This window comes from Bacillus cereus group sp. MYBK216-1 (assembly GCF_051916495.1).
GTDB classification, from domain to species: Bacteria; Bacillota; Bacilli; order Bacillales; family Bacillaceae_G; genus Bacillus_A; species Bacillus_A thuringiensis_K.
In genome coordinates this window covers 613,974-626,173 of record NZ_JBQAGT010000001.1, presented here as the reverse complement: position 1 = coordinate 626,173, position 12,200 = coordinate 613,974, and the positions used below count along the sequence as shown (strand labels likewise).

Below are 12,200 nucleotides of genomic sequence, written 5' to 3'. Positions count from 1 at the left end.
TTATTATATGAAGAAACAAGATTCCAATCGTTCAAAAAGAATTGTTAAAGCACAAAAAGAATATGCAGGAGATTCTGTTCATACCCTTAAACAAGTCGAGCAAGGAAATTTATATATTGCTCAAAAAGAACTTGGTCAACAAAATGAAAATCTTTAAAGGCCCTTGATTCCTTGAGGGCCTTTTTATTCCGCATTAAGTAGTACATCTCCCAAAATGTTCTATTCAGCAATGAATTTCCTTTATTGTATGCGCTGCTTTTGTTCTAGCACCATAAATATATTATTAACCTTTACAATTTTCACTTCATAATTCAATTTCATTTCGCTTCTCTTACCATTTTCAGTACCCACAACGTACGCTACAGCTTGATAGAGAAAACTCTCATCTGTCTCTTCACGTATCTCCTCGTTTGTAAATTTATACTCTAAATCTTGAAAACGATTTGGATCATAATTTCCCATTAATTGTTCATACCCTCTATTTAAAAATATTTCTTCACCTTTTCGTTTTACATCTTCTTTATTAGTAAACTCAAATACTGATAGTTGCTCGGTCACAAAATACTCTCCTACCTTTTTCATTTCATTATGAGTTAAATTTTCTATACTTTTGTTCTTTAACTCCTTATTTAATTCGTACTGATCAATCGGTTTAAAGGTAGCAAAAACCTCCTCTTTATATGACCAAAACAATACAAAAGCGATACATAGAGAAATGATTAACAGTCTTTTTTTCGTAATACTCCCGCCCTTCTTCATAATGATAGCTATATTTTAACATATAGAAAGAAAATTCTGATATCATAAAGTAGAATAACTTAACTCAGAAACGAGGAACAATTATGGACTCTTACAAACATTATATAAAAGAAGCTTTGCCTAATCTTTCTATACATTCATATAAACAAAATGAAGAAGGATGGGATAATGTAGCAGTTATAGTAAATGATGAGCTACTGTTTCGTTTCCCGCGAAAACAGGAATATGCAATGCGAATTCCACTAGAAAAAGAACTATGCACAATTCTCACTCAATCACTACAAGAAATCGAAGTTCCACAATATCAGCTAATTTATAAAAATGAATCTGATGAGGTTCCTCTTTGTAGTTACTATACTCTCATTCATGGTGAACCATTAAAAACAGAAACCGTTGCCAAACTGGAGGATACGGAGCTTCAAGCAATTATTACACAATTAGCTACTTTCCTTGCGGTACTACATAGTATTCCTTCACACCAAGTTACAACGCTATGTTTCTCTATTGAAAAAACATGTACCTACTGGAAAGAGCTACAAACAAAATTAAACCAATATCTCACTACTAACCTTACTTCATTACAGAAACTAGCCTTAAATCGCTTATTTGAAAATTTCTTTGCATGTTTAGATACGTCCACTTTTCAAAACACAATCATTCACGCTGATTTTACACATCATCACATTTTATTTAACAAGCAGAACAAAAGCATTTCAGGTGTTATCGATTTTGGTGATGCGCAAATTGGCGATCCTGCTTTTGATTTCGCAGGACTATATTATGATTTCGGACATGAGTTTACTACATCTGTATATGAACAGTACAGTACACTTATTTCTCATCATGACCCATTACTCATTCATCGCATTACTATCTTTTATCAATACAGTCCTTTACTACATAATATTATTTATAACTTTGAGTCAGAGAATGAACTCGAATTCATTACAGGTACAGAACAGCTAAAAACGATATTACAGGGATGAGATTACATTCTCTCCCTATATACTCTCTCCTCATACATCATTAACTTTTTATCCATTTCAACAATAACTTTATACAATTGAAATGCCTGTAAAATTTGCAGTTGAATTTCAAAAGGAGCATTTTGTTCTTTTAACCATTGAAATACTTTTGTTTCATCTTTCATTGATTATTCCTCCCTTTATCCCGCTATTTGTGGGTAGCCCGATTAGTGAGGACTGATAATCAGTGGGTGATGGCCCCCCCCACTGATTAAAGTTTCACTTTATTAAAGTCTGCTACAAATATACCGTAAATGATGAAAAGCTTTTCATGTCAATAACAAAAAAGGATGCAAAGTTGCATCCTTTAATGAACTATATTTTTCTTCTGTTTCGCTTCTTTCTTTACTTCTTCGCCTTGACATTCACTACGAAACGCACAACTTATACACTCAGAACGAAAATGACGCTCTGTATAATGCTCCGGTTGTTGCAACATTTCTTTCATTCTAGATAAATCAGCCATTCCAGATATAATATCTTCCTGTTTCGGAATGTACTCATACTTAGTTCCTTCTATTAAATTAATAACTTCAATTTTTCCTGGAAGAACGCCGAAAGCTTTATAACTGAATACTGTCATTAGCTTCTGACAAAGAGCAAGCATTTCCTCATCTGCATCGACAACATACTTTTTAATTACAAACGACTCAGCACTCCACTCACCAACTTCAAATGTCAATGACATGTGGACACCTAACTCTTCCATATATGTTTGAAACTTCTCGTATAAAAACAATGGTGGTGTCTGACTATCATCCTTTTCAACAAACTGTAATAAGTGATCCGTTAGCTTCGCTAATACAATATAGTACTCCGTCTTCGAAGCAAACATATTAATCCTTACTTTTTTCCAATACTTTTCTATTAATATTAAAAGTACAATTTTCGTTTGTTGACCCGCAGGTAGCGTGTAATACTCGTTAATAATTTGATTGACAATCATTTGTGCTATTTGTTGCCATTCAAATGAAGAAGGTTCTCTTCTTTTTATATGACGAAAATAAAATTTATGCGGACAACGCATAAAATCATACAAATGATAATCTGTCATCGTTTTGATTGAGATTTTCTCATGCACTTGCTCTTCATCTCCCTTCTGCCATTAAGAAAGGTGTTTTACAAATTCAGCTCCAAACTGTAAACATTTTTCTACATCTTCATCTTCTGGCGTTAATTCTACTTTTAGTCCTTCTAACACAACTGCTGCCCCGCGCTCTTGTAGCTTTTCTATTAAAATGTCAACTGCCACTCCGTATTTCGGATAAGCCGAATCACACGATCCGAATACTGCTGCTTTTTTCCCAGTTAAATCAATAGAATCCATTGCATCATAAAAATCTAAGAAATCATCAGGAAGATCACCATCTCCCCAAGTGTATGCACCTAAAATAATTCCATCATACTGTTCTAATATAGAAGCTTCTGGTGAATCCATAATATCAATAACTTCAATTTCATTTTCTGTTTCACGAATTACGCCGGCAATATGGTCAGCCATTTCCTCTGTATTTCCACTCATACTTGCAAAAATCATTACTAACTTACTCAACTGAACCTCTCCCTTTACTTTGTATCTCTTTTTCTGTTTGAATGCTCTTCTTCTCATCTACATATTCAGACCGAATTACATTTCTTTGCCATTCCATATGCTGATCAACATCTTTATTTTTATCTTTTAATCCCCTCCGCAGAAGGTGAAAATTTTTTCTCATTAACATGTCGCATCCATCCCATTGATAATAATTATCAATTTCAACTACATTTAGATTAATTGACATTGATTATCAATGTCAACAACTATTTTTAAAAAAATGATTAAAATGTACAAGCTTGTCCGTTAGCTATTCATATACTATGAATGAGCATAGTTCTTTCTCAGCCCTCTCTGACGGAAAGAAATAAAAGCAACTGCAATAGAGTGCAGTTGCCTTTTTTTGTTTTTCTATGATTTTAGTAATCTTATAGTCGTCTCTAAAAATAGCTCCACTCCACAAATTAATGCTGATTCATCCACGTCAAATTTCGGATGATGATGTGGATAACAAGTATATATATTTTCATTACCTGTTCCTAATTTAATGAAACAACCGGGTGCTTTTCTTAAATATGCTGAAAAATCTTCCCCACCCATAGAAGGTTCAAGCTTCACAACACGCTCATTCCCAAACAAATGTAGTGCACTTTCTTCTACTATTTTCGTAATATATTCATCATTAATAACCGGATCATATCCATATCGATACGTATATGTATACGATCCTCCATGTGCTTCTGTAATTCCTTTCACAATTTTCTCGATTTTCCCTTCTGCTTCCCCCCTCAATGCTTGATTAAATGAACGAACGGTTCCCATTAAAGTTGCTGTACTAGGAATAATATTGTCAGCCGTTCCCCCATGAAATTGTGTAACTGAAATAACCCTTTGCATAAAAGCACTCGTATTTCTTGATACGATATGTTGTAAATTTGTAATAATCTGTGCTCCGATAGCAATAGGGTCTATCGTTTCTTCTGGCCGCGCCGCATGTCCTCCTTTGCCTTGAATTTCAACTGTAAATACGTCTGGTGCCGCCATCATCGGCCCATACGCAATTCCTATCTTTCCGCTTTCTAATCCAGACATAACATGTAAACCTATTACATAATCAACACCGTCCATTACACCTGCCTCAACCATTTCTTGTCCCCCACCGGGATACACCTCTTCTGCGTGCTGAAAGAATAGACGAATCTCACCTGCAAAATCTTCCTTTATATTTGATAGCACCTCTGCTGTGCTTAATAAAATAGCTGCGTGAGCATCGTGCCCACATGCATGCATCATTCCTTTATTCACAGATGTATAAGATTTACTTGTCTCCTCTTGAATTGGCAAAGCATCTATATCAGCTCGAATCGCAATTACTTTCCCTTGCTTCACACCTCTTTTAATTGCTAGTACACTATACTTCGTCGGTCTCGTTACTTCAAAAGAAGAAAATGAGCATAATGTATCATATATAAATTGCGAAGTTTCTTTTTCATGAAATGATAATTCCGGATACTTATGGAAGTGCCTTCTCCATTTCACGATATTTTCTTCCGAAATTAGATTCTTCCACACTCTATTCATGATAATTTCCTCCTTTTCAAAATAACTAGAAATTTAAAAGTTTACTCCATCTTGAATGATTAATAAAAACAAATACTGTATTTTTACGTATTCTTATAGTCCACTTTTATGTATTCACACAATCTCCTTTCTATTTACATGTCAAACCCATTACAAATTCATGCTGAATGTAATATAATTGCTAAGTTAGGGATTTTCTTTTTTAGTATTTAGTGCTAATATCAAAAAAGAGCCTTTTGACTTATTTTTACCTAAAATGTGGGATTTTGTTTTTTTCACAATAATGTAGGACATGATACCTACAAAGAGCTATTATTTCATTAAGAGAGGGAAAGACATGGAAAGATTAAAAGAGATATGGTCTCGACCACTCACACAATGGGTTGCAAAGACGGTTTATTATCTTGCAATTTTATTTGCATTACTTTGGTTGTATGGATTCCATGATACAAACACAAGTACATTTATTTACAATGAATTCTAGGGTGGGAACGTTATGAAGTTATTAGAACAAATTGAAAAGTGGGCTGCAGAAACGCCTGATCAAACCGCTTTTGTTTGGCGAGATGCGAAAATTACGTACAAACAATTAAAGGAAGATTCTGATGCGTTAGCACATTGGATTTCTTCTGAGTATCCAGACGATCGTTCACCAATTATGGTGTATGGCCATATGCAACCTGAAATGATTATTAACTTTTTAGGATGTGTAAAAGCTGGACATGCTTACATTCCTGTAGATTTATCTATCCCAGCTGATCGTGTACAACGTATTGCTGAAAATTCTGGTGCGAAATTACTTTTATCGGCAACAGCAGTAACTGTAACTGATTTACCAGTTCGCATCGTAAGTGAAGACAACTTAAAAGATATTTTCTTTACTCATAAAGGGAACACTCCAAATCCTGAACATGCGGTAAAAGGTGATGAGAACTTCTACATTATTTACACATCAGGAAGCACAGGTAATCCGAAAGGGGTTCAGATTACTTATAACTGCCTTGTTAGCTTTACAAAATGGGCTGTAGAAGATTTCAACTTACAAACAGGGCAGGTATTCTTAAATCAAGCACCTTTCTCATTCGATTTATCTGTAATGGATATTTACCCATCATTAGTAACAGGTGGTACACTTTGGGCAATCGATAAAGATATGATTGCGCGTCCAAAAGACTTGTTTGCTTCTTTAGAGCAATCGGATATTCAAGTATGGACTTCCACACCTTCTTTCGCTGAAATGTGTTTAATGGAAGCATCTTTCTCTGAGAGTATGCTACCGAACATGAAAACATTCTTATTCTGCGGTGAAGTGTTACCAAATGAAGTGGCTAGAAAATTAATTGAGCGTTTCCCAAAAGCAACAATTATGAATACTTACGGTCCAACAGAAGCTACTGTCGCTGTAACAGGTATTCACGTTACAGAAGAAGTGCTTGATCAATACAAATCACTTCCAGTTGGCTACTGTAAATCAGACTGCCGCCTTCTTATTATGAAAGAAGATGGAACGATTGCACCTGATGGTGAAAAAGGTGAAATCGTAATTGTCGGTCCAAGCGTAAGCGTTGGATATTTAGGAAGCCCTGAATTAACAGAAAAAGCATTTACTATGATTGACGGTGAGCGCGCCTATAAAACAGGCGATGCTGGCTATGTTGAAAATGGTCTTCTATTCTATAATGGTCGTCTTGATTTCCAAATTAAGCTGCATGGTTATCGAATGGAATTAGAAGAAATTGAGCATCACCTTCGTGCGTGTTCTTACGTAGAAGGTGCAGTTATCGTTCCAATTAAAAAAGGTGAAAAATACGATTATTTATTAGCGGTTGTTGTTCCTGGAGAACATTCATTTGAAAAAGAATTCAAATTAACATCTGCAATCAAAAAAGAACTCAATGAGCGATTACCAAACTACATGATTCCACGTAAATTCATGTATCAATCTTCTATTCCAATGACACCAAATGGAAAGGTAGATCGCAAAAAATTATTGAGTGAGGTTACAGCATGACCGCATATGGATCATTTTATTTTTTCGCTATAGTGGGCATTTTATTAATACCTACTATCATAGCTGGATTAAAAGGTAAAATGTTGCGTAAATATAATGCAGTATTAACATTAGTCATGATTGCTATTATCTTCTCAGATAAACCGAAGCAAGCGATTATGTTAGCCGCATTTATTATTTGGCAATATGCCCTAATTAAAGGCTATTTACTTTTAAGAAAACAAAATAATAGTACATTCACATTTTGCATAGCTGTTATTTTATCGATTTTGCCTCTTATTTTGGCAAAAATCGCACCGTTTGCATCGTTTTTACCTGAGTTAAAACTTGTTGTTTTTCTAGGTATATCTTACGTAACATTCAGAGCAGTTCAGATGGTATTTGAAGTTCGTGATGGTTTAATTAAAGAGCTTTCTTTCTTTAACTTCTGGGAATTCGTTTTATTCTTCCCTGCGATTTCAACAGGACCTATCGATCGTTACCGAAGATTCCAAAAAGATATTCAAAAGCCACCTAGCGCTGAAGAATATCAAAATTTACTATATACAGGACTAAATCGTATTTTCCAAGGTTTCTTGTATAAATTTATTATTGCTTACTTAATAAAGCAATATTGTATGGACCCAGCATTCGCTCAACACGATACAATATTTTCAAATATGATTTACATGTATAGCTATAGCTTATATCTATTCTTTGATTTTGCTGGTTATAGCTCTTTTGTAATTGGTGTAAGTTATATGATGGGAATTAAAACGCCAGAAAACTTCAATAAGCCATTCCTTAGTCGTAATATTAAAGACTTCTGGAACCGCTGGCACATGAGTTTATCATTCTGGTTCCGTGATTTTATTTACATGCGTTTCGTCTTTTTTGCAACGAAGAAAAAGTTAATTAAGAACCGTTACACAATTTCGTATATCGGTGCATTTTTAAACTTCTTCATTATGGGAATTTGGCATATCCAAGGAAGCGCTGTTGCGCAGTATATTATTTATGGTCTATACCATGCCGCACTGTTTATTTTATTCGATATTTTCGAACGAAAAAACAAAAAGCATAAGTTTTGGCCAAACAATAAATTTACACGCATCCTTGCGATTGTAATTACGTTCCACGTTGTATGTTTCGGTTTCCTAATCTTCTCTGGACACCTTAACAGATACTTTTAATGCACCCTTCTTATTCCATTAAGAAGTTGCACATATAATAATTTCGGATATAAAGGAGATTTTAAAAATGGCAGAATTCAAAGAGCAAGTCTTAGATATTTTAGAAGAAGTATGTGAAAACGATATTGTGAAAGAAAACTTAGATGTTCAATTATTTGAAGAAGGTATCCTTGATTCTTTCGCTGTAGTATCTTTATTAGTTGAATTCCAAGAGCGTTTAGATATTGAAGTTTCTATTTCTGATTTTGACCGTGACGAGTGGGCTACACCAAACATGGTTATTAAAAAGTTGGAAGAAATCCGATGAACAAAGCAAAATTTGGTCCGATGCTTTTAGCATTGGCCCTTTTTGCTGTATTCTTACTTATTCCAACGCGCTTCCTACTTCCACTTTTAAGTGATGAAAAAGTAGAACAAGCTGCTACTTCTTTAAAAGAAGAAAAAATTCAAAGTATGATTTTACAGCAAAAGATGTTAGCAGATCCAAAATATCTTCCGATGTACGGTTCATCGGAATTCGCACGTATGGATGCTTTCCATCCATCTAATTATTTTAAAGTAAAGCCTGAAGGATTTACGCCATTCCTTCTTGGACGCGGCGGAACACAAGACCTTGTACATGTGTTAAACTTCGCATCTACAATGGATCAATTGAAAGATAAGAAAATGGTATTCGTTCTTTCTCCGCAATGGTTTGTACCACAAGGTATTGACGAAACGCACTTTGCACCTAACTTTTCAAAACAACAAGGTTACCACTTCATTTTCAACAATGATTTAAAACCTGAAATGAAAAAACAAATTGCAAAGCGTTTATTAAACTTTGAGATTGTAAAAAAAGAAACTTTATTAAAAATTTCGCTTGAAGGTATCGCTTATGATGATACGAAGTATAAAGTAAAAGCACTTGCTGCTAAACCTTTCGCTTATATTTACCGTAACATTTTAGATCGTAAAGATTTATTTACAGCTATGTTTAATATTAAACCGCACAAAGAGAAGCTTGACCCTTCATTAAAACAAATGAACTGGGAAGAGGCTCGTAAACATGCAGATCAAACAGGTGCAGCAGAATCTGGATCTAATGAATATGGTATCGAAGATGGTTACTTCAATAGCAAAATTAAGAAAAAATTAAAACAACGTGAAGGTTACTTAAAAAATGATGCTTATGACCAATCGCCAGAATATGAAGATTTACAAATTGTACTTGATTTATTAAAACAATCTGGTGCAAAACCACTCTTCATTTCTGTTCCTGTCAAAGGTCCTTGGTACGACTACGCTGGCTTCCCAAAAGAACGCCGCGAAGCATACTATAAGAAAGTTCATGAGCAAATTGAAAAAGCTGGGTATCCAATTGCCGACTTCTCAAATCATGAATACGATAAATACTTCTTAAAAGATCATATGCACTTAGGTTGGAAAGGCTGGGTTTACATCGACGAAGCCATCCAACAGTTTTATAAAGCAAACTAATGAAAAGACCGCTTGAATTACTCAAGTGGTCTTTTTGTATATATTTTGTAATTGTTCGATTGCATTCTCTGCTTCTTTCATAACTCGCTCCACTACATGCTGAGCTGATTCGATTCGAGCTAATGATGCTGCCTGTCCTGCCCAAAGCGACATATATCCTTCCTTATTTTGCTTCGCTGCCTCTTTGCGTATTTTAGAAGTTAATACGTTTTGCACTGGATACATGGGAAGCCCTTCTTCTTTTCCTTCATGTCTCTCTATAAATTCATTCCGAATACCGCGTGCATATTTCCCGGAAAACGCACGAGTTACAGTTGTGCTCGTATCTGTACTATGTAAAACCGCTTCTTTATACACATCGTGCGTAATACTCTCTTCACTTGTTAAAAAGGCTGATCCCATTTGAACACCTTCTGCTCCTAGTGCCAATGCCGCAACAAGCCCTTGTCCGTTCATTACACCACCTGCTGCGACAATTGGGGTATGCGGAACAGCCCCTACTAACTGAGGTATTAACGCAAACGTACCAATCATAGCATCTCGTTCTTTCCCAATAAACGTTCCTCTATGCCCTCCTGCTTCGCTACCTTGCCCAATAATAATATCTACTCCTAGCTCAGCAAGTACTTTCGCTTCCTTCACATGGGTAGCTGTTCCGATGACTTTTATTCCACTTCTTTTTAAATCATTTATTTCTTCTTTTTCTAACGTTTGAAATGCAAAGCTAACGACCGGTACTTTTTCATCTAATAGCACTTGTAATTGTTCCTTATAGCTTTTTGGAAGCTTTAACGTTCCTTCTACTTCTATACCTAATTCTCTATTCACTCCGCTTAGTAATACTTTCGCCTCATTTACCTTCTCTTCTTCTATTTGTATCTCTTTCGTTACAAGTAAATTAACACCGAAAGGCTTATCTGTTAGTTCTCTTATTCTATAAATCGCTTCACGAATTTGTTCTGGGCTCATATAGCCCGCTCCAAGCGTCCCTAATCCTCCGCTATTACTTACTGCTGCAACAAGTTCTGGCGTCGTAATCGCGCCTGCCATACCGGCTTGAACAACGGGATACTCAATTTTTAATATGTCTGTTACTCGACTTGTAAACATCATTTTCCCTCCTATTTCCCTTATATCTTCTTTATTTGATAAGCTTTCCCCTGCTTTTGCAAGGGTTGAACTTCATATGAAGCGAATATATTGAAAGAGAAGGAGGCTGAGCTTAATGATTTATCCAAATGCATTAAAACAAGGTGATACAGTAATGATCATTGCACCATCTGGTCCACCTACAATCGAAAATGTATTAAAAGGTGTGAATGTATTACAAGAGATGGGGTTATCCATAATAATCGGGAAGAGCGTTTACGAGAAATATGGATTTTTAGCCGGAAGTGATCAAGTTCGGCTTGACGATATACATGAAGCATTTACAAATAATGAAGTGAAGGCCGTTTTCTGTGCACGAGGTGGTTACGGAAGTGCTCGTCTCCTCCCTCACATTCAATATGAAATCATTCGGCAAAACCCTAAAATCTTTTGGGGATATAGCGATATTACAGCTTTACATACTGCTGTTTCACGTTATGCAAAGCTTATAACATTTCATGGTCCGATGATTGAAGAACTAGGAAAAGGTATTGATTCCCTATCTTTATCCTCTTTCAATCAGCTATTCCATCCGTATTCAACCATTTTATCTGCATCAGAATGTATCGTACCTAGCTCTCACAGTACAGTTACAGGTACGTTAGTTGGAGGAAATTTAGCTGTGTTAACAAGTATAATTGGCTCGCCCTACGAGATAAATACGGACAATACACTTTTATTACTTGAAGACATTGGTGAAGAACCGTACCGCATTGACCGTATGTTAAATCAGCTACTTTTATCTGGAAAGTTTAATGAATGCAGGGGCGTTATTTTTACAAGTTGTCACGACTGCACTCCTTCAAAGCCATCTCAATCATTGCAAGCAATATTATATGAATATTTCGCACCATATCATATACCGGTCCTATTCGGTTTACCAATTGGACATATAAGTCCAAACATTGGGATTCCTCTTGGAGCTACAGCTACAATAAGTACACATAATAAAACACTCTCTATTGCTTCCGGCGTAGCCACCCCGTGTTCAAATTAAAAAGGAAAAGCGATTACGCTTTTCCTTTTATTTATAATAGTTAAAAATTCGTCCAGATGCGATATCTGCAATTTCTTCTGGAATAAATGTTTTACTTATATCAGTGCCAACATTTAATACAGCTGTAGCATCTTTCTCAATGCTACCAAATAACTCTTTCCCACGTATCTTAATAAGGGGCGTTCCTTCTGGCAACACATCTTTTACAAATTCCATTTGTGTAAAGAACGGAACGATCCATCTACCTTCTCCTTGGAAATGACGCAAACGAAGTATTCCTTCTGTTGCCCCGTCCTCTGCTTCTAGTGAACCAGCAACATAAAACTCAGTAGATAAGAGCAATTCATAAAATTCCTTTTGCTTCTGTTTATCATCACCTGCTACAACAAGTACCTCTTCTAATTTCTTTACTGAAATTTGCTCCATATGATGCCACCCCTATTTTCAAAATGATTGTACTTAGATTATACGAAATATTCTTATTTTTTTCTAC

General features: G+C 35.5%; 16 protein-coding genes. 8 read left to right on the top strand and 8 right to left on the bottom strand.

Translation table 11 applies throughout. The annotated features are described in order from the left end of the window. Window positions 1–7: 7 nt before the first annotated feature. Window positions 8–157 carry a hypothetical protein gene (locus tag ACTFRH_RS03345; RefSeq protein ID WP_000743732.1) on the top strand — a complete coding sequence of 50 codons (150 nt, stop codon included), beginning with the start codon at window positions 8–10 and terminating at the stop codon, window positions 155–157. Window positions 158–240: 83 nt separating this feature from the next. Here ACTFRH_RS03345 and ACTFRH_RS03340 read toward each other — a convergent pair whose 3' ends face one another. After that, window positions 241–759, bottom strand: a complete 519-nt coding sequence (locus ACTFRH_RS03340) for a hypothetical protein (RefSeq protein ID WP_000715256.1) — start codon at window positions 757–759, stop codon at window positions 241–243. Between the two features lie 83 nt (window positions 760–842). On the opposite strand from ACTFRH_RS03340, the gene ACTFRH_RS03335 reads away from it, so the two are divergent. After that, window positions 843–1,745 carry an aminoglycoside phosphotransferase family protein gene (locus ACTFRH_RS03335; protein ID WP_000378987.1) on the top strand — a complete coding sequence of 301 codons (903 nt, stop codon included), beginning with the start codon at window positions 843–845 and terminating at the stop codon, window positions 1,743–1,745. 2 nt (window positions 1,746–1,747) lie between these two features. Here the strand turns inward: ACTFRH_RS03335 and ACTFRH_RS03330 are convergent, their stop codons facing one another. The 5 genes from ACTFRH_RS03330 to amaA form a co-directional block, all read right to left on the bottom strand. Beyond that, window positions 1,748–1,909, bottom strand: coding sequence for a hypothetical protein (locus ACTFRH_RS03330; protein ID WP_000651086.1), 162 nt, complete (start codon window positions 1,907–1,909; stop codon window positions 1,748–1,750). A gap of 182 nt (window positions 1,910–2,091) precedes the next feature. Then, a complete protein-coding gene (locus ACTFRH_RS03325; RefSeq protein ID WP_000544573.1) occupies window positions 2,092–2,865 on the bottom strand; it encodes a hypothetical protein in 774 nt (257 codons plus the stop codon). A 24-nt stretch (window positions 2,866–2,889) separates the two neighbouring features. Further along, window positions 2,890–3,336: a flavodoxin gene (locus ACTFRH_RS03320; RefSeq protein ID WP_000041153.1), complete on the bottom strand. Its 447-nt coding sequence runs from the start codon at window positions 3,334–3,336 to the stop codon at window positions 2,890–2,892. Then, entirely contained in the window at window positions 3,329–3,565 is a 237-nt protein-coding gene (locus tag ACTFRH_RS03315) for a hypothetical protein (protein WP_002163903.1), read from the bottom strand. Before ACTFRH_RS03315 ends, ACTFRH_RS03320 begins: the two co-directional genes overlap by 8 nt. A 164-nt stretch (window positions 3,566–3,729) precedes the next feature. Further along, the gene (gene amaA / locus ACTFRH_RS03310) at window positions 3,730–4,899 is read right to left on the bottom strand and encodes an N-acyl-aliphatic-L-amino acid amidohydrolase (RefSeq protein ID WP_001082782.1); all 1,170 of its coding nucleotides are present in this window, start codon (window positions 4,897–4,899) and stop codon (window positions 3,730–3,732) included. A gap of 337 nt (window positions 4,900–5,236) precedes the next feature. On the opposite strand from amaA, the gene ACTFRH_RS03305 reads away from it, so the two are divergent. The 5 genes from ACTFRH_RS03305 (at window position 5,237) to dltD (ending at window position 9,561) form a co-directional block, all read left to right on the top strand. Next, complete coding sequence (locus ACTFRH_RS03305; RefSeq protein WP_000440293.1) at window positions 5,237–5,383, top strand: teichoic acid D-Ala incorporation-associated protein DltX; 147 nt, start codon at window positions 5,237–5,239, stop codon at window positions 5,381–5,383. Window positions 5,384–5,395: 12 nt separating this feature from the next. Continuing rightward, window positions 5,396–6,910, top strand: coding sequence for a D-alanine--poly(phosphoribitol) ligase subunit DltA (dltA, locus tag ACTFRH_RS03300; RefSeq protein ID WP_000770505.1), 1,515 nt, complete (start codon window positions 5,396–5,398; stop codon window positions 6,908–6,910). After that, window positions 6,907–8,082: a D-alanyl-lipoteichoic acid biosynthesis protein DltB gene (gene dltB, locus ACTFRH_RS03295; protein ID WP_000127930.1), complete on the top strand. Its 1,176-nt coding sequence runs from the start codon at window positions 6,907–6,909 to the stop codon at window positions 8,080–8,082. Before dltA ends, dltB begins: the two co-directional genes overlap by 4 nt. A 67-nt stretch (window positions 8,083–8,149) precedes the next feature. Beyond that, a complete protein-coding gene (dltC, locus tag ACTFRH_RS03290) occupies window positions 8,150–8,389 on the top strand; it encodes a D-alanine--poly(phosphoribitol) ligase subunit DltC (protein ID WP_000807310.1) in 240 nt (79 codons plus the stop codon). Further along, the gene (gene dltD, locus ACTFRH_RS03285) at window positions 8,386–9,561 is read left to right on the top strand and encodes a D-alanyl-lipoteichoic acid biosynthesis protein DltD (protein ID WP_001030268.1); all 1,176 of its coding nucleotides are present in this window, start codon (window positions 8,386–8,388) and stop codon (window positions 9,559–9,561) included. The genes dltC and dltD overlap by 4 nt, the downstream gene beginning before the upstream one ends. Window positions 9,562–9,582: 21 nt before the next feature. Here the strand turns inward: dltD and ACTFRH_RS03280 are convergent, their stop codons facing one another. Beyond that, a complete protein-coding gene (locus ACTFRH_RS03280; RefSeq protein ID WP_000495284.1) occupies window positions 9,583–10,671 on the bottom strand; it encodes an NAD(P)H-dependent flavin oxidoreductase in 1,089 nt (362 codons plus the stop codon). Window positions 10,672–10,786: 115 nt separating this feature from the next. Between ACTFRH_RS03280 and ACTFRH_RS03275 the strand changes: the two genes are divergently transcribed. Continuing rightward, the gene (locus ACTFRH_RS03275; protein ID WP_000640060.1) at window positions 10,787–11,707 is read left to right on the top strand and encodes a S66 peptidase family protein; all 921 of its coding nucleotides are present in this window, start codon (window positions 10,787–10,789) and stop codon (window positions 11,705–11,707) included. Window positions 11,708–11,734: 27 nt separating this feature from the next. Here ACTFRH_RS03275 and ACTFRH_RS03270 read toward each other — a convergent pair whose 3' ends face one another. Next, window positions 11,735–12,133, bottom strand: a complete 399-nt coding sequence (locus ACTFRH_RS03270; protein WP_000435263.1) for an SseB family protein — start codon at window positions 12,131–12,133, stop codon at window positions 11,735–11,737. Window positions 12,134–12,200: the final 67 nt, after the last annotated feature.